Annotated in this window: 19 protein-coding genes; 9 read left to right on the forward strand and 10 right to left on the reverse strand. The window is 38.2% G+C overall.

From position 1 onward, the window contains the following. Nucleotides 1–9: 9 nt before the first annotated feature. Nucleotides 10–3,255 carry an ATP-binding protein gene (locus ACLHDG_RS03210; RefSeq protein WP_415407551.1) on the forward strand — a complete coding sequence of 1,082 codons (3,246 nt, stop codon included), beginning with the start codon at nucleotides 10–12 and terminating at the stop codon, nucleotides 3,253–3,255. Here ACLHDG_RS03210 and truA read toward each other — a convergent pair. Genes truA through glmU form a run of 6 tightly spaced genes read right to left on the reverse strand, consistent with a single transcriptional unit; the run spans nucleotide 3,252 to nucleotide 8,998 of the window. Beyond that, entirely contained in the window at nucleotides 3,252–3,974 is a 723-nt protein-coding gene (gene truA / locus ACLHDG_RS03215) for a tRNA pseudouridine(38-40) synthase TruA (RefSeq protein WP_415407552.1), read from the reverse strand. The genes ACLHDG_RS03210 and truA overlap by 4 nt on opposite strands. Before the next feature lie 27 nt (nucleotides 3,975–4,001). After that, nucleotides 4,002–5,021, reverse strand: a complete 1,020-nt coding sequence (locus ACLHDG_RS03220) for an LptF/LptG family permease (RefSeq protein WP_415407553.1) — start codon at nucleotides 5,019–5,021, stop codon at nucleotides 4,002–4,004. Then, entirely contained in the window at nucleotides 5,014–5,760 is a 747-nt protein-coding gene (locus ACLHDG_RS03225) for a prepilin peptidase (RefSeq protein ID WP_415407554.1), read from the reverse strand. Before ACLHDG_RS03225 ends, ACLHDG_RS03220 begins: the two co-directional genes overlap by 8 nt. Then, nucleotides 5,760–6,446 carry a polyprenyl diphosphate synthase gene (gene uppS / locus ACLHDG_RS03230; protein ID WP_415407555.1) on the reverse strand — a complete coding sequence of 229 codons (687 nt, stop codon included), beginning with the start codon at nucleotides 6,444–6,446 and terminating at the stop codon, nucleotides 5,760–5,762. The genes ACLHDG_RS03225 and uppS overlap by 1 nt, the downstream gene beginning before the upstream one ends. After that, the gene (gene coaBC, locus ACLHDG_RS03235; RefSeq protein WP_415407556.1) at nucleotides 6,439–7,704 is read right to left on the reverse strand and encodes a bifunctional phosphopantothenoylcysteine decarboxylase/phosphopantothenate--cysteine ligase CoaBC; all 1,266 of its coding nucleotides are present in this window, start codon (nucleotides 7,702–7,704) and stop codon (nucleotides 6,439–6,441) included. The genes uppS and coaBC overlap by 8 nt, the downstream gene beginning before the upstream one ends. A gap of 1 nt (nucleotide 7,705) precedes the next feature. Next, entirely contained in the window at nucleotides 7,706–8,998 is a 1,293-nt protein-coding gene (gene glmU / locus ACLHDG_RS03240; RefSeq protein WP_415407557.1) for a bifunctional UDP-N-acetylglucosamine diphosphorylase/glucosamine-1-phosphate N-acetyltransferase GlmU, read from the reverse strand. Nucleotides 8,999–9,073: 75 nt separating this feature from the next. Between glmU and trmA the strand changes: the two genes are divergently transcribed. Next, nucleotides 9,074–10,189 (forward strand): tRNA (uridine(54)-C5)-methyltransferase TrmA, encoded by a 1,116-nt coding sequence (trmA, locus tag ACLHDG_RS03245; protein ID WP_415407558.1) that lies wholly within the window; start codon nucleotides 9,074–9,076, stop codon nucleotides 10,187–10,189. Between the two features lie 26 nt (nucleotides 10,190–10,215). On the opposite strand, the gene ACLHDG_RS03250 is transcribed toward trmA, so the two are convergent. After that, nucleotides 10,216–10,647, reverse strand: a complete 432-nt coding sequence (locus ACLHDG_RS03250) for a CoA-binding protein (protein WP_415407559.1) — start codon at nucleotides 10,645–10,647, stop codon at nucleotides 10,216–10,218. 255 nt (nucleotides 10,648–10,902) lie between these two features. Here ACLHDG_RS03250 and ilvA point away from each other — a divergent pair, with 255 nt between their 5' ends. Together ilvA and ACLHDG_RS03260 are read left to right on the forward strand one after the other, a co-directional pair. After that, nucleotides 10,903–12,114: a threonine ammonia-lyase gene (gene ilvA, locus ACLHDG_RS03255; RefSeq protein ID WP_415407560.1), complete on the forward strand. Its 1,212-nt coding sequence runs from the start codon at nucleotides 10,903–10,905 to the stop codon at nucleotides 12,112–12,114. A gap of 38 nt (nucleotides 12,115–12,152) precedes the next feature. Continuing rightward, entirely contained in the window at nucleotides 12,153–13,058 is a 906-nt protein-coding gene (locus ACLHDG_RS03260; RefSeq protein ID WP_415407561.1) for a phosphatase, read from the forward strand. Nucleotides 13,059–13,260: 202 nt separating this feature from the next. Here the strand turns inward: ACLHDG_RS03260 and ACLHDG_RS03265 are convergent, their stop codons facing one another. Together ACLHDG_RS03265 and ACLHDG_RS03270 are read right to left on the reverse strand one after the other, a co-directional pair. Then, nucleotides 13,261–13,950, reverse strand: a complete 690-nt coding sequence (locus tag ACLHDG_RS03265; protein ID WP_415407562.1) for a response regulator transcription factor — start codon at nucleotides 13,948–13,950, stop codon at nucleotides 13,261–13,263. Further along, on the reverse strand, nucleotides 13,943–15,466 hold the full coding sequence (locus ACLHDG_RS03270) for an ATP-binding protein (protein WP_415407563.1): 1,524 nt from the start codon (nucleotides 15,464–15,466) through the stop codon (nucleotides 13,943–13,945). Before ACLHDG_RS03270 ends, ACLHDG_RS03265 begins: the two co-directional genes overlap by 8 nt. A 141-nt stretch (nucleotides 15,467–15,607) precedes the next feature. Between ACLHDG_RS03270 and ACLHDG_RS03275 the strand changes: the two genes are divergently transcribed. The 4 genes from ACLHDG_RS03275 to ACLHDG_RS03290 all read left to right on the forward strand — a co-directional run bounded on the left by ACLHDG_RS03275 (nucleotide 15,608) and on the right by ACLHDG_RS03290 (nucleotide 19,121). Continuing rightward, a complete protein-coding gene (locus ACLHDG_RS03275; protein ID WP_415407564.1) occupies nucleotides 15,608–17,302 on the forward strand; it encodes an acetolactate synthase large subunit in 1,695 nt (564 codons plus the stop codon). Continuing rightward, the gene (gene ilvN / locus ACLHDG_RS03280) at nucleotides 17,302–17,772 is read left to right on the forward strand and encodes an acetolactate synthase small subunit (RefSeq protein WP_415407565.1); all 471 of its coding nucleotides are present in this window, start codon (nucleotides 17,302–17,304) and stop codon (nucleotides 17,770–17,772) included. Before ACLHDG_RS03275 ends, ilvN begins: the two co-directional genes overlap by 1 nt. Before the next feature lie 107 nt (nucleotides 17,773–17,879). Continuing rightward, the gene (gene lpxD, locus ACLHDG_RS03285; protein WP_415407566.1) at nucleotides 17,880–18,839 is read left to right on the forward strand and encodes a UDP-3-O-(3-hydroxymyristoyl)glucosamine N-acyltransferase; all 960 of its coding nucleotides are present in this window, start codon (nucleotides 17,880–17,882) and stop codon (nucleotides 18,837–18,839) included. Nucleotides 18,840–18,890: 51 nt separating this feature from the next. Next, nucleotides 18,891–19,121 carry a hypothetical protein gene (locus tag ACLHDG_RS03290; RefSeq protein WP_415407567.1) on the forward strand — a complete coding sequence of 77 codons (231 nt, stop codon included), beginning with the start codon at nucleotides 18,891–18,893 and terminating at the stop codon, nucleotides 19,119–19,121. An 18-nt stretch (nucleotides 19,122–19,139) separates the two neighbouring features. Here ACLHDG_RS03290 and ACLHDG_RS03295 read toward each other — a convergent pair whose 3' ends face one another. Next, nucleotides 19,140–19,589: a PAS domain-containing protein gene (locus tag ACLHDG_RS03295; protein ID WP_415407568.1), complete on the reverse strand. Its 450-nt coding sequence runs from the start codon at nucleotides 19,587–19,589 to the stop codon at nucleotides 19,140–19,142. A gap of 185 nt (nucleotides 19,590–19,774) precedes the next feature. On the opposite strand from ACLHDG_RS03295, the gene metH reads away from it, so the two are divergent. Beyond that, nucleotides 19,775–23,284: a methionine synthase gene (metH, locus tag ACLHDG_RS03300; RefSeq protein WP_415407569.1), complete on the forward strand. Its 3,510-nt coding sequence runs from the start codon at nucleotides 19,775–19,777 to the stop codon at nucleotides 23,282–23,284. Nucleotides 23,285–23,415 lie beyond the last annotated feature (131 nt).

Raw genomic sequence — 23,415 nt, forward strand, 5'->3', positions numbered from 1 at the left:
GGATTGAAAATGAAAATTATAAATAATAAAAATATCTTTAACCTTCTTATCGTTGTGGTTATGGCTGTATTGGCATTCTTCTCCTATTATACTTATACATCTTATACTGAGTATGAATCTACACGAAACAGTACACAAAGTACATATTTTATTGAAGAGATGGATAATGTTCTTGATACGATAGCACAAGAGAGACTTTACAGTGCTATCTATATGGGAACAGAAGGCAAGATAGGATTTGATAAAGTAAAAGAAGCAAGAGTTGCTGTTGATAGTGCTATTATTGAATTAAATACTTATATGAATGCTAATAAAAAATTTAAAACATACAGTAAAAGGCTAAATGCTGTTTCGGAGAATTTAAAGCATGCAAGAACAAAAGTAGATACTTTGAGTTCAGACTATAAGAATGTTTTCTTTGAAGTTTATCACGATAAAATTTTCAAATCGCTTGTGGGGGCTATGAAAATAGTATCAGCACAAGATGCATCTATGGATATGAAAAGTTATTTGTCAACGTATACAAGTTTTACGGAACTTAAAGAGAATATTGAGTTGGAAAATACGGGGATATTCTTTGTCCTAAGCGGTTCAAGGAAAATGACTAATGAAGACCTGGTATTCTGGGATGCTCTTTTAGTGAATGATACACTTCCGGAGTTTAATGCCTTACAAAATAGAGCTATTGTTTCAAAACTCAATGCATTGCTTACCCCAGAAGAGTTTAGTAAGATCGGTTCTAATGAGCGTGTACAAATTCTTTATGGGGCACAGACAGGAGAATACTCTGTTGCAACCAATGAATGGTTTACTCAGGTTGAAAAAAAGATGAACTATATTGCCTTGGCACAGAGTGTACTTAAATCAACTATGAATAAACATACAGAAGATAAAGTTTCCCAAAGTAAAGAGATCATGACAGAATATGGAATGGGTGTTCTCTTTACTTTACTCCTTCTTCTTGTTTTGTTTGTGATCTATTCCAATATTAACAAAGATAAACAACTGTTTGAAGATACGTTAAAAGATATTGAGGCAGTACTTAACTTGGAACAGCAAAAAGAGTTGAAGATCTTGATTGACAATAGAGAAATAAATCAGATATATAAATTCCTGACTGAAACCATTAAAGAAGCAAATCAAGCAAAAGATCTTTTTCTTGCAAATATGTCTCATGAAATTCGAACACCTCTAAATGGTATCGTCGGTTTTACACAATTGCTTAAATCGACAGATGTTACTGCAGAACAAGAAGAGTTTATTACGGTGATTGAACATAGCTCTGATAACCTGTTGACCATTGTAAATGATATACTTGATCTTTCTAAAATAAAAGCAGATAAGATCGAATTGGAAAGTATTCCATTTGATCCTGTTGAGAAGTTTGAGTCAGCTATTGAGACTTATGCTGCAAGAGCAGCTGAAAAAGATATTGAGCTTGGTGTGTATATTGAGCCGGATCTCCCTTCTACACTTATGGGTGATCCTACTAAAATATCTCAAATCCTTGTGAACCTTATCAGTAATGCTATTAAATTTACGAGTATAACAGGTAATGTAGATGTTTCTATAGAAAAGCTTGCCGAAACAGATCAAGATATTACGCTTAAATTTGCTGTTAAAGATAGTGGTATTGGTATTTCAGAGGAGCAAAAAGCTACAATATTTGATGCATTTTCTCAGGCTGATGTCAGTACAAGTAGAAAGTTTGGAGGAACAGGATTAGGATTGGCTATTTCTGAAAAACTCGTCTCATTTATGGGTGGTAAACTGGATATAGAGAGTGAAGAGGATAAAGGCTCAACTTTCTTCTTTACATTAAACCTGAATAAAGCAGAACAGAGTTTGGCAAGAGAGAAAGCAAATATGAGCGGCATTCATGTGGGCTATATGGTTCCAGATAAGAGTATTGAGCGAGCGATGAATGAAAACCTTAAGGTGTATGTTGAATATACTGGTGCAGAGTTTACTGTTTATACAGGAAATGAATTACTCAGTTTGAGAAAATCTTCTTTACCAGATATTTTATTTATCAATCATAGATATTGCAAAAGAGCAAATGAACTTGAAGAATATCTGAATCTTGATACAAAAATTGTAGTTGTAACAACAGGTGACCTAAAAGAAAATATAGAAGGGCTGGAAGATAAAATTGATAGAGTTTTTTATAAGCCTATCAACCTTACTAAAGCACTAAAATCTCTTGAGATTGTAAATGAAGATACAGATAAAAGTAAAACTCCTCAAGTTGAATTGAATAAAAGTAATGAGAGATTTGAAAATATACATGCTTTGGTAGCAGAAGATAATGCTATCAATCAAAAATTAATTCAAAATGTATTAAATGGGCTTGGATTGGATGTTACACTTGCTAATAATGGAGAAGAAGCTTTAGAACTTCGTCAAGGAAATGAGTATGATATTATATTTATGGATATTCAAATGCCTGTGATGGGTGGTATTGCAGCAACCAAGAAGATTTTGGAATTTGAAGAAAAACATCGTAAACATCATGTCCCTATTGTTGCTGTAACAGCAAATGCCTTAGAAGGTGACAGAGAAAAATACATAAATGAAGGTATGGATAATTATATTTCTAAACCTATTGAATTAGAGCAATTAAGATTTTTAATCCATGAGTATTTTCCTCATAAGATTGTTGGAAATAAAGAAGAACCTATAGAAAATGTTATAGAGAAAACAGAGATAGAAGAGAAGAAAGACAATGTTACTAAGAGTGAAGCAAGTATTGATGAAGAGGCTTATGATGACACTTTAGATACATGGGAGAGCATACAACAAATAGATGAAAACATACAAAATGAAAATGTAGATCTGCAGAGTAGTGATAATGTTGCCGAAATTTCAGAGAGTGAAGAAGAGGTAATAGCAGCAGTAGAAGTTGAAAAAGTTGTTAAGCCAAAAAGGAAATCTGATGTTTTAGTCTATCACTCCATGTCATTAATTGCAAATCTCTATGGAAGCATATTGAAAAACCTAGAATATAATATGGATATTGTTACTGATGATCATGAGTTTTTAGATAGACTTGACGATACAGAGTATACATTTGTTATCTATGAGGCGGAACCGTTTGTAAACATGAAATGTATGATCGTTGATCTTATTGAAGATAATGGAGCTAAACCTTTTGCATTAATACATAGCTTATCAGAGCAAGATGATTTTTGTTGTGATACTTTAGAAGAAAAAGCGAATATTGAGGATATTAGAATGAGGTTGAAAAACGATTAATAGTTGATCTTAGCCAGATAAAGTCCCTCAGGAGGAGCAAGCCTTGTAGTATGCTTTTCTTGACACTCTATTTGCTCTTTGAGTTGTTTTACGGTCATATCGCCTCTAGCGCACTGCATTGCAGCTTCTACCATCATCCTTACCTGTGACCGTAAAAAACCATTGGCCTGAAAATAGATATAATGATAGTTGTTTCGTTGTATGTAGTTAGTTTTATAGATTTCTCTTACGGTCGTATGGGTAACAGTACCTGTTTTATGAAAATGATCAAAGTCATGTTCTCCTACAAAGAGTTCCAAAGCCTGTGTAAGTAGAGTTGCATCAAACTCTGGATAGTATGAGATGTACTTCTGTTCAAATACGGAAGGGTTTTGTATTTTGAATACATAGCGATAAAGTCTTTTTTTCGCGGAGAAACGTGCATGAAAATCATTAGAAACACTAGAGATATGTTTGAATTGTATCTGGGTTAGTTTTCTATTGAGATTCAGTTTTAGTTTGTCAAGGTCAGACCAAAATTCCGGTAGATCAAAATGTATCACTTGTCCAGTTGCATGTACACCGGCATCTGTACGTCCACTTCCTATAATAGATGAGTCTATCTGCAAAGAGCGTAAAGCTTTCTCTATATCATTTGTGACTGTTGTATCTGTAGTGGTTTGTTTTTGAAAACCTTGATATACACTTCCATCATAGGCAATGACTGCTTTTACACGCATAGATAAATATCCATTAAAAATTTTCCATTAGAAGTATCTTGCTACTCGTTTTGCAAAGAGCCATTTACCTAAGAGAAAAACTGCGAGTATGAAAAAAAGCAAGATCGCATAATTTCCCCACTTTTGTAAAGTGGATGCCAGCATATAGAATAGTAATGTTGTAGCAAAGATCACAATAAATGAACGGTTTGTTTGATATCGGGGATTGATCATGGTAAAAGATGCCACAAGATAGACTGAAAGCAAAGGTATGAGACTCAGGAAAATAAAGAAGAGAATTCTACGCATCCTTTTTGGATCGTCTTTTGCTTTACTCCAGTATGTGACAATAGTTTCAAAATGGAAATTTTGCTTCCTGCTGGTATCATAGACTTCAAGGGTTTTGTATTTGGCTTGTTGGAGCTTGATCTCTGAGTAGGTATAACCGTAACCATCATTGAGTAAAAGAGAGGTGCTGCCATTTTTCTTATTGAGTTTTCCTTTTTGTGATGAGAAAAACTGCTCTTCATTTTTGTTGGTACGATTGTAGATAACAATATCATGAAAAATATCATTCTCTTTCTCTTTTACATAGATATAATAGTTCCCAAACTTTTGACCTAGTTTTCCGGCTACAATATTGAGTTTGGCTTCTGATCTTTTAGATGCTTTAAATGATTTATAAAACTGTTTGCTGAGTGGCATAGCTAAAAAAGAGATAGATGTCAGCAGTAGGGAAAAGAGTAGACCAAGCAAGAGTAGGCTTCTAAGTACTTTGTTCGCTTTAAGTCCTAATGCATAGAGTGCAATAAGCTCATTGTCCTGTGAAAGTTTCATAAGAACGTTGGCCAAAGCTGCAACAAATGAGAGCGGTAAGGTATAAAACATAATATCTGGTACAGAGTAAGAATAAAGTGTGAGCAGTTCAGCAAATGTTATTTGTATCTGTGCCGTAAGTGAAGCTATCTTAACAAGATATACAAGTGAAATGATAAGAAAAAAGGGTAGAAATATAGTCAAAAATGCTTTGGTGAAATTTGACGAAATGTACCCTTTTACGTTAACCATAGATAATAAACTCCAATAGTTGTGCAGCCTCTGCATTATAAAGATAAACTATAAATGTGGCTAAGGCCAAAAAAGGTACAAAGGGTACACCTTTATCTCTCCAGATGAGTGCAGGAATCATAGCTAAGATAGCAGAGAGAAAAATTGCTACAAAAAAGTTAGGAAAACCCAGTAGAGCACCCATTGTTCCTGCAACAATAACATCTGCTCCACCCATAGCCTGTTTTCTGGCAAGAAAAGAAGAGAGTAAACCTATAAGGTAAAGCCCCCCTGCTGCGATAGCTGCATATATCAGTCCGTTTAAAAACTCTGGCTGGACCAGAGCAAAAATGAGTGCAGCAAAGTTTACATTGTCTGGTACCGCCATATATTTGAAATCTATCATGATCAAGGCAAGTAATGCAGCAAAAGAAGCTGCGACAAAAGGAAGATACCAGACTAGATCTAACTTAAAGTAGAGGGATACAAAGATAACACCTGTAAGAAATTCAACGATAGGATATTGCGCCGATATTTTCTCTTTACAAAAAGCACATTTACCACCTAGGAAAACCCAGGAAAAGATAGGAATGTTATGGTACCACTTAAGACTGGTTTGACAGCTTTGACACTTTGATGCAGGGAAGACAATGCTTTCATCTTTCGGTATGCGGTAGATCACCACATTTAAAAAAGAGCCTATCATTGTCCCAAAGATAAATATTATGAGAGCTATTTCTATTAAGATGGTTTCTGGCATTATGCACCTCCAAAGCGTCTGCTACGTTGTTTAAAGTCTTTTATGATGTCATCTAACTCACTGGCTGTAAAGTCAGGCCAAAGTGTAGGAGTGAAGTGGAATTCAGAGTAACTCAGTTGCCATAGAAGAAAGTTGGAAAGACGCTCTTCTCCACTGGTACGTATGAGTAGATCTATATCAGCATAAGGTGTTTGAAGTGCTGAAGAGATATCTTCTTCTGCAACACTTTTTTTACCCTCTGCTATAAGTTGGTTCACCGCAGTTGTGATCTCTGCGCGAGCACCATAATTCAGGGCAAGCACCTGTATGAGTTTAGTGTTTGTTTTCGTGAGTTCTTCTGTCTGAGCAATACGTTTTTGCAAAGGTTTGGACAATGCACCTATATTGCCAATGGCTTTAAATCGAACTTTCTGTTCTTGGTAGGTAGAAAGTTCATTTTTAAGATATCTGTCAAGTAATTTCATCAGAAATTCTACTTCCAGCTTAGGACGTTTCCAATTTTCTGTACTGAAAGCGTAAAAAGTCACCGTCTCTATGGTAGGGTGATTGGCACAATAAGTTGTAATGTCACGTATTGTCTCAGCACCTTTTTCATGACCTTTGGTACGTTTTAATCCACGTTCTTTTGCCCATCTGCCATTGCCGTCCATTATAATGGCAAGATGTTTAAGAGAGGTATCACTCATGAAGAAGTGCCTTTGCTTCAGTAAGTATTTTGTCAGAGAGAGTCAGTTTATCTGCTCTGCCCAGTGGTGTTTGCTTCCCTTTGGTGATAAAAGTGATCTCATTATCAGAAGTGCCGAAACTTTCACTGTTGTTCAATAGGTTGTAACAGACTGCATCTACATGTTTTTCTTCAAGAAGTGCTTGAGCATGTTCTAAACCCTGCTCACCATCCATCTCAGCTTTAAATGCAACGGTTTTGATATCCATTTTATCCAGAGAAGCAAGTATGTCTTCGGTCTGTTTTAACTCGAGGTTCCATGCTTCACCCAGCATACTTTTTTTGAGTTTACCCTCTTGTGGAAACTTAGGCGTAAAGTCAGATACAGCTGCTACCATAAAGAGATAAGGCTCTTTTTGTATGAGATGTCTGTCAGTGCTGTTCATAGAAGGTTTACTCATCTTCCCCTTTTTAGCTACGCGGATAGCATCCTGTGTATACTCTAAAAGTTCTTGTGTATCTTCAATGTCGATGGTATAAATGCTTTGTGGTAACCCTTCATTCCCCATAGTAGTAATATAACAGACATCAGCACCTTTGAGGTAAAGAGAGAGACAAAGAGATTTTGCCATTTTTCCTGAAGAGAAGTTAGAGAGGTAACGTACTTCATCTATCTTTTCTCTTGTGCCGCCCCCTGTAACAACGATACGTCTATCTTCCCAAAAGTCTTCTTTTAAAAGAGTTTTGGCTGTTTCAAAAAAGATCTCTGAAGGCTCAGCTAACGCGCCAGACCCTACATCACCGCAAGCAAGTACTTTCTCTTGCGGTTCTATGATCGTATAGTCGTTTACCCCAAGCATTTTAAGACTGCCTACTGTATAGTGATTTTTAAGCATTTGCGTATTTGCTGCGGGAGCCACAAGCATAGGCCCTGCATAAGCAAGGGCAGTTTGCGTTAAGATATTGTCTGCTAATCCTTTACTCAGTTTGTTGAGTGTGTTTGCAGTAGCAGGAGCAACGATAAATACATCACATTTTTTTCCTACCTCAATGTGGTTGAGTTCAGAACTCCAACTCTCAGAGCTTTCTGTCAGCACAGGGTTTCTTGTCAGCGCTTCAAAGGTCAGTGCGGAGACAAAACGTTCTGCACTGGGTGTCATGACTACATGTACTTGGGCACCTGCTTTTACAAAAAGTCTGGCAAGGTCACATGCTTTGTATGCAGAGATACTGCCTGTAACGCCAAGTAAAACAGATTTTCCACTTAAATTGACCTGCATATTATTTCTCTCCGAAAAATTTATAAAAGAAGTTTTTCACGGTCTTCATCTGTGTTCTGGAGATAACCAGATTACCTTTTTCTACATCTTTATTGACCGTTGTACCCGCGGCGATGAGGACATCGTCTGCTATTGTCACAGGAGCAACAATTTGAGTATCAGACCCGACAAAGACATTTTTACCGATAACAGTTTTGTATTTATTTTTCCCATCATAGTTACACGTGATCACACCTGCACCAAGATTTGTCCCTTCATCTATACTTGCATCACCAATGTATGCTAAGTGACCGGCCTTAACACCTATGAGTGTAGATTTTTTCACTTCTACAAAATTGCCGACGTGTGAATCTATAAGTCTACTTTGTGGTCTTATGCGCCCTATCGGTCCTACATCAGAATTTTCTATGTGTGAATCTTCTATGATGGTGTGTGTTTTGATGTGTGAAGAAATGATGTGACAGCTTCCTTGAATACTTACACCATTTTCCAGTATACATTCGCCTTCAAAAGTAGCTCTGGAGTCAATGTAGATGGTCTCAGGCAAACGCATACTGACACCTGCTTTCATCCACTCAGTTTTGATACGTCTCTGCATGATCTCTTCAGCATGTGCAAGGTCAAGTTTGGAGTTCACCCCTTTAAACTCTTCTTCCTGTACAATGACAGGATGTACAGTTTTACCTTCATCTACAGCCATCTTCACAATGTCAGTCAGGTAGTACTCCTCTTGGGCATTATTATTATTGAGCGCAGGAATATAACTATCGAGTGACTCTTTTTTAACACAATAGACACCTGCATTGACTGTTTTTATCTCTTTTTGTGCAGGGATGCAGTCTTTCTCTTCCACTATTTCATGTACTTTACCTTCGGTGATTACTACACGTCCATAACCGCTTGGATTGTCTAGTTTGATGACTGACATATTGATGTCTGCATCACCATCCATAAGAGCAAGTAAAGAGTCCGTAGTTACAAGAGGCATATCACCATTGAGTATAAGTGCCTTAGTGTGTTTCACCTCGACACCTTTCATAGCGCCACCAGTACCTGGGAATTGCAGGGCATCTTGCATATGAAAACGGATACCTTCATACGCTTCTGTTATCTCTTTTTGAATACGTTCAGCCTGATGATATAGTACTACTGTAATATCATCAGAGACATTTTTAGCTGCATCAATGGCATGAAACAACATAGACTTCCCAGAGATTTCATGAAGTACCTTAGGGGTGGTTGACTTCATTCTTGTACCTTGACCTGCTGCAAGTATCACGACACTTATAGACATTTTTTAAACCTTTTAGATAAAATACGAAATATTATAGTATTGCGATTATACCTAATTGTAATTAAAGGCATAGATTTGACATGTAAACATTTTGGAAGTTGTGGTTCTTGTGGGCTTTATAAGATAAGTTATGCAGAACAGTTAAAGCGTAAAGAAGAGAGAGTAAGTGGGCTTTTGTTTCCTTTTTATAGTGACAAATTAGAAGTGTTTGATTCTCCTTCAGACCATTACCGCGCAAGATCAGAGTTTCGTATCTGGCATGAGGGTGACAGGTGTGATTATGCTATGGGAAATATAGAAAAGAATGGTGCCATTAATATAGAGGAGTGCCCCAAAGTCATAGAACCTATAGAAAAACGTATGTGGAAGTTATTGGAAAAAATCAATGCTTCAACAGAAGTACTAAAACGGTGTCTTTTTGCAGTGGAGTTTTTAGCGACTACAACAGATGAATGTCTTATCACGATGCTGTATCATAGAAAACTAGATGATGTTTGGTCTGCTGAGGCAAAGGTGCTTGAAGATGAATTGAACTGCAAGATAATGGGACGAAGTCGTAAACAAAAGGTCATTCTCTCAGATGAATTTGTGACTGAAAAGCTTAATATTGATGGTAAAACTTTTACCTATGTACAGTATGAGAGTAGCTTTACACAGCCTAATCCTGCAGTGAATGTAAAGATGATAGAGTGGGCGATCAAACAGGCCAAAAAAGTAGGATATGGAGATTTCTTAGAGAGTTACTGTGGATTGGGAAATTTCACCTTACCACTTTCTCACTATTTCGATAAAGTCTTAGCTACGGAGATAAGCAAGCGTTCTATCCATGCTGCACTTGAAAACTGTAAACTCAATGGTGTAGAGAACATCACTTTTGCGAGATTGGCATCTGAAGAGATGACTGAAGCACTAAACGAAAAGAGAGTTTTTAACAGACTCAAAGAGATAGACTTAAAATCTTATAATTTTTCTACAGTATTGGTCGATCCTCCGCGTGCAGGACTGGATGTTGGAACCATAGAACTCATCTCAAACATAGAAAACATCATCTACATCTCCTGTAACCCGGAAACACTGGCACGGGACTTAGAAACACTGATAAATACCCATGATGTAGTGGAAGCTGCGATGTATGACCAGTTTCCACATACTGAGCATGTGGAGAGTGGAGTCTTTTTGAAAAGAAAGTAGTATTTAGTACGCGTGCTAATAGAGACTTAGTTTATTAGTGCTTTATGTTCAAGCTTAGTACAGTAATTCTGTACAACTTTCATACCTGCATCTTTGGCTTTTTGTGCTGCAGCATTGTTTACCAGGCCCAATTGTCCCCAAAAGACTTTGACATCTCCTCTTGCTATACATGCATCTGCTACAGCATCAAATGCATTTGGTTTTCTAAAGATATCAACCATATCGATCTCAAATGGGATCTCTGCGAGTGAACGATACACTTTTTCACCTAGTATCTCATCTTCTTTAGGATAGACAGGCACGATCTTGTAGCCGGCATTTTGAAGATATTTTGCAACCATGTTGCTTGCTTTACTCTCATTAGGAGAGAGACCGAGTATCGCGATAGTCTTCACGCTCTCAAAAATTTCTTTCATCTCTGCAGGGTTACTATTCACTAATGGCATTTCACATTCCATGCTTTATCCTTAATTTTGATATACTTTCGCTCAGAACCCTCTGAATAACCTTAGGCATTCATAATGAGCTTTGCAAAAGATTGCGTTTGCAAAGCACACCCTGTGGGCATCTCTAGCTTTCCCTTATGCGTTGTTTCTAACTCTTGAATTAGCTACGGCTAGTTCTGTGAGTGAGTGCCTAGCCTAAGAAAAAGCTAAAAATGTTATGAATGCCTAAGGTTATTCAGAGGGTTCTATTATTACCTAGGAAAGATAATGTTAGACTTAAACAGTATAAAAAAAGCTTATGAAAGAGTATCGGGTGTAGTGCATCGTACACCATTTTCTTATGCACCGATTTTGAGCCAGATGAGTGGCTATGAAGTCTATCTTAAAAAAGAGAATCTTCAGCGTACAGGGGCGTTTAAACTCAGAGGTGCTTTTAATAAAATAGCCTCTTTGGTTGAGAGTGGAAACAAGGGTGGTGTGGTTGCTGCCTCTGCCGGGAATCATGCACAAGGGGTGGCTTTTTCAGCAAAATATTTTGGTTTGGAAGCAACTATTGTGATGCCGGAGTCTACACCTTTGACCAAAGTGCTTGGCGTAAAAGAGTTTGGTGCAACAGTCATACTTCATGGTGGAAATTATGATGAAGCCTATGCATATGCTGTAACATTTGCAAAAGAAAATAACTATAACTTTGTACACCCTTTTACAGATGAAGAGGTTATGTCCGGACAAGGTACAGTGGCCATTGAAATGTTTGAAGAAGTAGAGGATCTTGATGCAATAGTGGTTCCGGTTGGTGGAGGTGGACTTATATCCGGTATATCAGTGGCCAGCAAAGCAACACATCCTCAAACAAAGATCATAGCTGTCTCAGCCCAGGGCGCTCCGGCGATGAAAAACTCTTTTGAGGCGAAGAGGGCACTTGATACTTTGAGTGTAAGAACCATAGCAGATGGTATTGCCGTGCGTGATACATCATCTATTACTTTGGAGTATATTTTAAAAAATGTAGATGTCTTTGAAAGTGTGTGTGAAGATGAAATAGCTTCTGCGATACTTTTCTTGTTGGAAAGACAAAAAGTTTTAGTTGAAGGTGCTGGTGCTGTAGGTGTAGCTGCTCTTATACATGGGAAAATAGATCTGCCTAAAGGTTCAAAAGTAGCTATTGTATTGAGTGGTGGGAATATCGATGTAACGATGCTCTCGCTTATTATTGAAAAAGGTCTCATGAAGTCTGCACGTAAGATGAAACTTTTAGTCACACTTATAGATAAACCAGGTGCCTTGCAGTCATTTACGAAAATACTTACAGATGTAGGAGCCAACATTGTACAGATCGGTTATGACAGAACGTCTACAGATCTGGAGTTTGGTGATGCGCATGTTACGGTGGCATTGGAGACTAAAGGTGTGGAGCATCAGGTTCAAATAAGAGAGAAACTGAAAGAGGGTGGGTTTTCTTTTAAAGAAGAGCACTGATCAGATAGAAAGTAGTAGGTAGCAGGGAGCAGTAAAAAATGATAGCTATTGATTTAGGTTCAAATACTTTACGTGTAGTACAAATTGACTGTAAAAGTATGAAGATCACAAATGAGTATGAAAAAATAGTAAAAACTGCAGATGGTTTGGCACAGTCTGGTTTGATAAATGATGAAGCCACTGCCAGGGTCATCTCAGCCATTAAAGAAGCCAAAGAGAAGATTGATTTTACTTCTGACACACTTAAAGCGGTTACTACAGAAGCTGTACGCAGCGCAAAAAACAGTGATGAAATACTCTTGCAGATCAAAAAAGAGACAGGTGTAGTATTTGAGATTATTTCAGGAGATGAAGAGGCAAGACTCACACTGTTAGCTGTCAAACACAGACTTGTAAAATTACAATATGCTTCAGACTCTTTTATTCTTATTGACATAGGTGGAGGCTCAACAGAACTTATATTTCATTATGAAAATGAAGTCATATCCAAAAGTTTCCCTGTAGGCATAGTGACTATTGCCCAGAGTTATGAAACACTTGACAGTATTCAAAAAGCACTTCCTGGAGAGATGTTAGAGATGCAAATGTTTTGTGCTGAAATGTATGGCAGCAAAGGAAAAGTGAATTCGTTTGTGGCTACAGCAGGGACACCCACTACAGTTGCTGCTATGAAACTGGGACAAACGTATGCTACGTATGATGCAAAGAAGATCAATGGTACTTCTTTGGAAATGAAAGAGTTGGATTTTTACTTAAAAAAGTTACTCTCTTTGCCTTTTGAAGAGAGGGAAGTAGCAGTGGGAACAGGACGTTCAGACCTCATAGCTGCGGGAATACTCATATTTAAACAACTGTATTCTATGTTGGAATTTGATACATGTGTAGTGATCGATGATGGATTGCGTGAGGGTGTTGCTATAGAGGCTTGTTCATCGCTACACTAACCAGCTTAAAAAAGAAGTAAGACATACAGAAATTGCCTATAATTCATGGGTAACAGGAAAGTACCCTTTAGTTAGCGTAGTAATTTAGAGGTGTCTTCCCTAAGTACATTACAAGGGGATATGTACTTCCTTTTCACCTCTTGAAGAGAAGTATAGACAAAAAGTTTGTCAAAGTTTGTCAAAATATAAAATTCTTTGATTTTTATTTTGTTTGTAAAATATAACCTACACCATAACTGCTTTTTATGGTCTCTTTTGGAAGTTTCTGGCGGATACGCTTCATGAGAGAAGTGATAGCATCTGAAGAAAAATCTCGTTCCGGTTGATCTTGGTAAAGATAATTATAGATATCAATAGCTGAAATACTTTGGTTGGTATGGGAACAGAGAAGTTCAAGTACTTTTTGTTCTTTTGGTTTTAGTGCAATCTCATCTTCATCATGAAACAGTCTTTTCTTTGTTTTATCCCAATAATATGAGTCTTTGAGATAGACCCGGTTTTTCTTTTGTCTTAGTTCATCAACAAGAGAGAGAAGAAGTTCTTTGAGTTTGTCGCTTTGGACAGGTTTTATCAGATATTTTACCAACTGTAACTCTATGGCTTGCATCAGTTTCTCTTTTTCAGAGTGTGCTGTAGTGATGATGATTTTTGTTTTTAAGTCTTTTTTGCGGATCTTCTCTATCATAGAGAGACCATCAAGACGAGGCATATGAATATCTGCGATGATAATATCAGGCTTCTGCTTTTCATAGATCTCATAGGCTGATAAGCCATCTTCTGCTGTATATACCTTTTCAAAAAAGAGTTCTAAATACTCTACCATAGAGTTTAAAAGTTGCGTCTCATCTTCTGCGATCAAGATAGATATATCACTTATTTTTGCATTACTCATTTGCTTTCTCCATCGTTATACTAAATGTGGCACCCTCTTTAGAGTTTTCCACACTTAATATCCCATTCATATTTTTTTCAATGATCATTTTAGAGATGTAAAGACCTAACCCCGTTCCCATAGATTTATGCTTGGTTGTGAAATAAGGGTCAAAAATACGATGCATATGCTCTTCATTTATCCCTCCTGCATTATCACTGATCTTCAGCACAATATTATTATCCTTCTCATGTAGATCTATTTGGATATATGCATCTTTTACTTCTTTGTACAATAAGGTATCTTTTGCATTGGTTAAAATGGAGATAAGGACCTGCATGTACTCATTCATATAACCATGCACATAAAACCCATCGCTACTTTTGAAACGGATCTCAATATTTGCCTTATTGAGCATCGGATGGGTGATCTCTAATGCATGCTCAATAACGCGGGAGACGGAAAAAGTTATTTTTTCTTTATTGGGATGGTAAAAATGCATAAAATCATCTATAGTACGTGACATGTATTGGATACTGTTTTCCATCTCTTTTAACTTCTGGGAAAGTTCATCTGCCTGCAGGGTTTCTCTTTCATTTTTCTCTTTTAAGATAGAGATGAGTGTATTGTTCACTGCTAAAGGTTGACGCCACTGATGGGCAATGTTTCCTATCATCTCCCCCATGTCTGCCATCTTGGCTTTTTGAAAAAGAAGTTCCTCTTTCTCTTTGAGTTCACTCAGTGATGCCAGAAGAGCAAGGTCTTTCTCTTTCAGTGCTTCGATAGTATCGATGAGTTCATTACGATATCCCTCTTCTATATAAAGACCACACTCCAGTGCTTTCATCTGTGTGATAAGTGGAGTAATTCTCTCTTTCTCAATGATAGAACCATGTTGGGGTGCGATGAGGTTTATATCCAAAGTCTCTATTTTTGACAGGGCATAGTTGAAGATATCTCTACTTGGCATATATTCTGCATGAAACTGCTTTGCTTTTTCAAAATAGTTATCCCCCGCATAAAATTCCCAAGACTCTTCAATGCCACCAAATATATCACCGGAGAAGAGTGTTTTTGTCGAAGGTTCATACGTTACAAACGCCCCGGGAGAATGACAATATGGTGTGGTTAAAAACTTCAAATGCAAGCCGTTACTATCAAGTTTATACTGATGTTTATCTATCTCATAATAGTCAGATTTGATCATATAGTGTTTCACAAGAGGTACCATACGGCTATGGGTGATGATCTGTAGATCGTCACGATCTATCAGTTTCTCCATCTCAGGTACGGATGCAGCCAGATCAGGATCCTGATGATGTAGAATGATATATTTTACAGCAGACATAGAAGAGATAGCATTTATCTTTTTTACTACAGCATCAAATTCCAGCATTGAACCCGGGTCGACCAAAATAGACTCGTTGCCGTTTTCTATGAAGTAGGGGTGACACTGAAAAGGGTCATTTTCGAGATACATACCGACCCAGTAAATATTTTTTGCAATTTCTATCGCTTGTGTAAAATCCAAATTCATAGAAATAGTATAGTCAAAGAAGTGTTACTTTTTCATGATTTTAATCAAGAAAAAAGAGTAATTTTATCTGATTTAACTTTCATTGAGTGTCACTTCTAATAATATTTAGCTATAATCAGAAAAAATTATGGAGTGTAACCCATGCAGATGAGTGGTGCACAAATGGTATGTGAAGCGATTATCGCTGAGGGTGTTAAGACCGTATTTGGTTACCCTGGCGGCGCTATCATGCACGTTTATGATGAAATTTACAAACAAGAAGGGTTCGAGCATATCTTGAACCGTCATGAACAAGCTTCTGTTCATGCAGCAGATGGATATGCAAGAGCTACAGGTGAAGTGGGTGTTGCTATGGTCACATCTGGGCCAGGATTTACCAATGCTGTTACCGGACTTGCAACAGCTTATATGGACTCTATCCCTATGGTCGTCATCTCCGGACAGGTACCTTTGGCACTTATCGGAACAGATGGTTTCCAAGAGATAGATGCAGTGGGTATTTCAAGACCATGTACAAAGCATAACTTTTTGGTACGTACGCTTGAAGAACTTCCACGTATTTTGAAAGAAGCATTCTATATCGCAAGAAGCGGTAGACCAGGACCGGTGCTTGTTGATGTACCTAAAGACATCACAGTAGATATTGGTGAGTTTGTCTATCCTGACTCTGTAGATATCCCTAGTTATAAGCCAACCTACAAAGGGAATAAAAGACAGATAGAGAAAGCGGTTGAAGCGATCAAGTCTGCAAAGAAACCTTTACTTTATATCGGTGGTGGAGTTGTACTTTCCAATGCTTCTGATCTTGTACGTGAGTTAGCAGAAAAAACACAGATACCTGCAGTTGAAACATTGATGGCAAGAGGGGTATTGGGTACGAAAAATCCATTGCTTCTTGGTATGTTGGGTATGCATGGTAACTACTCTTCAAATATGGCGATGTCTGAGACGGATCTGGTTATTTCACTTGGTGCCAGATTTGATGACAGGGTAACAGGTAAACTCTCAGAGTTTGCAAAATATGCAGATATCATCCATGTAGATATTGATGCAGCGAACATTGGTAAACTTGTAGATGTGGATTATCCTATCGTAGGCGATGTAACAGAAGTTGTTACAAAAATGTTAGAGCAAATTGATGACATAGACACAGACCGTTATCATGCATGGAGAGAGATACTTAATCGTTATGATGAACTTCATCCTCAGTCTTATGTAGACTCTGATGATGTCATCAAGCCACAGTGGGCTATTGAGCGTTTGGGTGAGCTTGTAGGTGAAGATGCCATCATCACTTCTGATGTTGGACAACACCAAATGTGGGCAGCGCAGCACTATCCATTTGACAGACCACGTCAATGGATAAACTCTGGTGGGCTTGGTACAATGGGCTTTGGTTTCCCTGCAGCACTTGGAGCTAAAAGAGCATTCCCTGACAAGACGGTTATTAACATCACAGGTGATGGTTCTATCTTGATGAACATGCAAGAACTTGTAACTGCAGCTGAGTATAAAATACCAGTCATCAATGTTATTTTAAATAACCATTTCTTAGGAATGGTAAGACAATGGCAAACGTTCTTTTATGAGAAGCGTTACTCTGAGACTGATTTAAGTTTTCAGCCAAACTTTAAAGCATTGGCTGAAGCGTGTGGAGGTATCGGGTATGATGTTACGACTAAAGCCGAGTTTGACGCGGCACTTAAAGATGCCATCGAACAAGACAAGGTTTGCTTTATGAATGTACAAACAAACCGTTTTGAAGATGTACTTCCAATGGTACCAGCAGGCGGAGCACTCTTTAATATGATGTTGCCACAGAAGGAGGAGAAATAATGAAAAAGGAAAGAAGAGTTATTTCTGTTATCGTAATGAATGAAAGTTCGGTTCTTGCACGTGTGACTGCACTTTTTGCCGGTCGTGGGTACAATATTGAATCTCTTACTGTAGCACCTATCCCAGAGAGTGATATGTCACATATCACTATTGCTACCAAGGGTGATGCTAAAGTGATGGAGCAAATTACTAAACAGCTTCACAAGCTCATCCCTGTCTATAAGGTCATTGAACATGAAGAGATGGTTGAAAAAGAGATGGTACTTGTGAAGTTCCCTGTTGAAGAGAGTTTAAGTGATATCCAGGTACTTTGTATGGCTTATAATGGTGGTATAGCAAACGTAGGACCAAATATGGTTATTGGTATGGTTGCAGATGAGCCAAAACGTGTACAGCACTTTTTAGAAGCAGCACAGAGATATAATCCTATTGAGGTTGTTCGTGGTGGTGTTGTGGCTATAGAGCGGTAAACTCTCTGTAATATAATTCGTAGGGTGCGTTTGCTAACGTACCATTGCAATCAGAATATATCTTTAGTGCGTTAGCAAACGCACCCTACATAAAATGAAGGATATAAATGACATACAAACTCTCCCAAATTACAAAAGATATCGGCTTAAATTTTCAAAGTAATGACATCGATATAGATGGTATCCATACCCTAAGTGAAGCAACACACACACAACTCAGCTTTTTTAATTCAGAAAAATACCTGGATCAACTTCCTCAAACAAAAGCTGCTGCAGTACTTATAGAAGAGAAGTATGCAGAGTTACTGCCTTCTACTACCGTGGCACTTATCACAGATGAGCCTTACTTAAAATTAGCATTGGCTTCTAAGTTCTTCGCACATAAACTGGAGAGCAAAGGTGGGCATCCGGGGATGGGTGAGGGGTGTGATATAGACAAACGTGTACGCTTTGGTGAAAATGTCACTCTTGGTGATAATGTGACTATCCTGGCGGGCTGCTATGTAGGTGATAATGTGACTGTTGGTTCAGGGACTTTGCTTCATCCAAATGTGACGTTGTACCATCATACTGAAATTGGTGCAGAATGTATTATACACAGTGGTACAGTGATCGGTTGTGATGGCTATGGTTTTGCACATACTAAGATGGGTGAGCATGTGAAAATTTACCAAAATGGTAATGCCGTGGTGGAAGATGATGTAGAGATAGGGGCTAACTGTACTATAGATAGAGCCGTGTTTGGTACTACCTACATACGTAAAGGGACAAAGTTAGATAATCTTATACAAATTGCACACAATTGTGATGTAGGTGAACATACACTTTGTGCTGCGCAGGTAGGACTCGCTGGTTCAACTACTTTAGGTAGAAATGTAGTTATGGGTGGGCAAAGTGGAACAGCAGGACACCTGGAAATAGGTGCCTTTGCTACTATAGCAGGGAAAGGTGGTGTTACCAAATCACTTGAAGGTGGTAAAACATATGCCGGTTTCCCTGCTATAGATCATAAAATGTGGTTGCGCATGCAAGCAAAGATGGCTGGATTGATAAAACGTAAAAAATAGTTAATTATTTATGATATAATTATTTGTATATTGAAATATAAAGGAAAACTTATGAGTGGAACAGTAACAAAAATTGATGAACTAACTTTGAGTGGTACAAAAGATGGAAAAATTTCTATTACAACAGTAGAACAGCCTTATGGACCAAAAAGCGAGAGTGTAGCGAGTATAGGTATTTCACTTCAGGCTAATGCAGATGAGCCAGATTGGAAAGTACATATTCCTAAAGCGAATATAGATGCAGTGATCGCTGCGCTACAGGAAGCGAAAAAAAGCCTTTAAGGCAAAAAGGTAGCTGTTTTATTCAGCGGCTACCATCTCTTTATATTGTGCAAGAGCACTATTCATTCTATCTGTATCAGGGATCTTCCGACCTGCAATATATCCTACAATGTTATTATCATCATCAAATTTTGGTTTTATCCAAACTTCAACAAGATAATATTTCCCCTCATTATTCATATTTTTAACAAGACCTTCCCAATAATTTCCACCTTTGATAACTTCCCACATTCCTTTAAAAGCAGCTTTTGGCATATCCGGATGTCTATTAATGCTGTGAGGTGATCCAATGAGTTCTTCTTTTGAATAGCCTGTCATTTCTCTGAATTTACGATTTGCATAAGTGATGATACCTGCAGTATCTGTCTCTGTGATCATTACTCCCCCATCAAATGGGATCTCAATGTCTACAGGCTCAGGTTTTGTGATCGATTTACCAGTGATAATATTTTTAATTACTTGACCCATCTCTCTCTCCTTCATATAATGAAAAAACTATCTTATGCTTAATTATAACGTTATATTGTGTAATGTGTATGTAAAATAAATATATATATTTGGAATGATATTAATCTTACGATTAGTTCAGTATAAATCAGAGTTTTTCATAGCAACTTTGCTACAATACGATATTACTATAGAAGGGGCATTCTTTGTCTATCACAGAAACAATAAAATTACTTTTACAAGAACGCATACTTGTCATAGATGGTGCTATGGGTACACAGATACAAGACCTTGAAGTACCAAGTAAAGCTTGGATAGATGATAAAGGTGTAGATCAAGAAGGGTGTAATGAACTCTTAAATCATTCAGCACCCGATATTATCAAACGTATTCATAAACGCTATGCTATGGCTGGGGCAGACCTCATTAAGACCAATACTTTTGGGACTATGCCATGGGTACTTGATGAGTATCAGATGGGTGAACGTGCATATGAACTCTCAAAAAAAGGGGCAGAGCTTGTTAAAGAGATATGTGATGAGTATGGTACGGAAGTGTCACCAAGATTTGTACTGGGTTCTATAGGGCCAGGGACAAAACTCCCCTCTTTGGGGCATATCCATTATGATGAGATGTATGAGGGGTATAAACTTTGTGCATTAGGTCTCATTGATGGTGGCTGTGATGTATTCTTACTTGAGACATGCCAAGACCCCCTTCAGATAAAAGCAGCACTGCATGCCTGTGAAGCAGCCAATGAAGAACGTGATGTAAAACTTCCTATCATGGTTTCAGTAACCATCGAGCTTAGTGGTTCTATGCTCATAGGTACGGATGCGACAACGATCGTAACTATCTTGGAACCGTTCGATATTTTATCTCTGGGTTTCAATTGTGGTACTGGGCCTGATCAAGTCAAAAAGCATCTTAAGACACTCTCTGAACTTTGTGATATACCTATCTCAGTCCATGCAAATGCCGGGCTTCCTCAAAACCGTGGAGGGTATACTTATTACCCGATGGGACCGGATGAATTTACTGAAAAGCAACTTGAATTTACAGCCTTTGATGGGGTAAGTTTCTTAGGTGGATGTTGTGGTACAACACCACAACATATTCAGGCACTTAAAAAAGCTGTAGAGGTTATTAAGCCAAAAGCACCTACAGGTAGCATAGTACCAAGTATAGCTTCACTCTTTAACACAACTGAACTTTTCCAAGAGCCTGCGCCACTTCTTATAGGTGAGCGTTCGAATTCTACGGGTTCTAAAGCCTTTAGAGAACTCATCATCGCAAGTGATTACGAAGGTACATTGACTGTAGGACAGGCACAAGTACGTGATGGTGCGCATTGTCTTGACGTGAACGTTGAGTTTGCAGGGCGTGATGGTGCTGTAGATATGGCAGCAGTGATGGAGCTTTATAACCAAAAGATACCACTCCCACTCATGCCAGATGCTACGCGCGTAAATACCATGGAAGAAGGGCTAAAGCGTATCGGTGGAAAGCCTATCATCAACTCTGTGAACCTTGAAGATGGTGAAGAGAAACTAGATGCCATTTGTAAACTTGCTAAGAAGTATGGTTGTGCATTGGTATGTTTGACCATTGATGAAGTGGGTATGGCGAAGACTACTGAGACTAAGTTGGCACAAGCAGAACGTATCTATGATTTGGCAGTCAATCGTCATGGTATAGACCCACGAAATCTCATTTTTGATATGCTTACATTTACAGTAGGTTCTGGAGATTTAGAGTATCGTGACGCAGCTATTCAAACCCTTGAAGCCATACGTGAACTACACATAAGACACCCTGAAGTAGGTTCAACACTTGGGCTTTCAAACATCTCTTTTGGTCTTGCTATCAATGCCAGACGCTATTTGAACTCAGTCTTTTTACACCATTGTTTAGAAGCTGGTATGACGTCGGTGATCATCAATGTAAAACACATTGTTCCTTTAGCTAAGATGAGTAATGAAGACCGTGCGGTGTGTGAAGAGTTACTTTTTGCACCTGATGACCAGTCACTCTTTAAGTTCATAGAACACTTCTCTGATGCTGTAATAGATGATGACAGCAACGATGAAGAGTATGAAGCAATGAGTAATGAGGAGAAGATAGCAAAACTTCTACTTGATGGCGATAAAGAGAGAATGATACCCTTGGTCGAAGAGGCACGGCATGAGATAGAAGCTGACAGAATTGTAAATGAGATCCTCATAGATGCTATGAAAGTGGTAGGGGAACTCTTTGGTTCAGGTCAAATGCAACTACCGTTTGTACTTCAGTCAGCAGAGACGATGAAAACGACGGTGGATTACTTAAATCCGTACCTGACCAAACAGGAGAAAGAGACAGAGACAACGCTTGTCATTGGTACAGTAAAAGGTGATGTGCATGATGTAGGTAAAAACCTTGTGGATATCATACTTTCAAACAATGGTTTTAAAGTCATTAATGTCGGTATAAAAACACACCTTGAAACGTATCTTGAGGCACATAAAGAGAATAATGTACAAGCCATAGGTATGAGCGGGTTACTTGTAAAATCAACAGCCGTGATGAAAGATAATCTTGAAGCTATGGCTGAGATGGGTATGGAGATACCTGTACTGCTTGGTGGTGCGGCACTTACACGCTCATTTGTAGATGACTTCTGCCGTCCTATCTATAAAGGTCCCATTTTTTACTGTCGTGATGCCTTTGATGGAGTTATCGCTATGAGCAGGATTGAAAAATATAATGAAGACAACTCTGTGGGGCTTGATACTCGTATGGCTGGTGACATGGTAGAACGTGAAGAGAAGGTTAAAAAAGAGGTTGTTATCCCTCCCTTTGAAGAGATTAAGATGCCAGACCGTTCTGTAGAGATACCGACACCACCGTTTTGGGGACGAAGAGTACTCCAAAAAGAAGATCTTGACATAGATATGATCTATGAGTGGATCAACACACGTTCAGTTTTCAAGATGCACTGGGGTTACAAAAGTAAAGGTATGGACAAAGATGCATACAAAAAACTCATAAATGAAACAGTCTATCCTACTTTTGAACGTTTAAAAAAAGAGTTCATAGATAAAAAATTGTTTGAACCAACCATCATTTACGGTTACTACCCATGTAGGTCTGATGACCAGGAGTTGTTCTTGTTTGATGAAAGTGAAGGGTGGAATGTAGATGCCAATGCCAACCGTGAACCTTTAAACAAAGTGATCGGTAGAGCTGTAACAAAGTTCTCTTTCCCAAGACAAGGAAGAAAACCACACAGAGCACTTAGTGATTTTTATAGACATGATAGACACGATGTCATAGCCCTTACCTGTGTAAGTGCAGGACCAAAGTTCGCAGCGTATGAAAAAGAGCTCTATGATGCAGGTAAATACCTTGAGTATAACATGGTACATGGTCTTTCTGTAGAACTTGCCGAAGCTTTAGCTGAGGTAGTACATAAGCAAATACGTTTGGATTTAAATATTGCTTCTGAAGATGAAGGACATACTTTACGTGATGTACGTATGAACCGTTATCAGGGTGCTAGATATTCATTCGGTTACCCAGCATGTCCGGACTTGGAGCAGAGCCGTGAGCTATTTGATATGTTGAAGCCTGAAGATTTTGGGATTGAACTTTCTGAGACTTTCCAGATTCATCCGGAGCAGAGTACTACTGCTTTGGTAGTGCATCATAAGAGTGCTACTTATTATTCGGTGTAACTCGTTACCACGTTGTACGTGGTAATGCATACTTCAATTCAAAGAATAAACTCTCTTATTCATTCCCACGTAAAGAAATATTAAAGTTCTTGCACAATCTCAGTGTATGGAAACGAAGGCTAGTGTAAGGG

Source organism: Sulfurovum iocasae, from assembly GCF_047716765.1.
In the GTDB taxonomy this organism is placed as follows: Bacteria; Campylobacterota; Campylobacteria; order Campylobacterales; family Sulfurovaceae; genus Sulfurovum.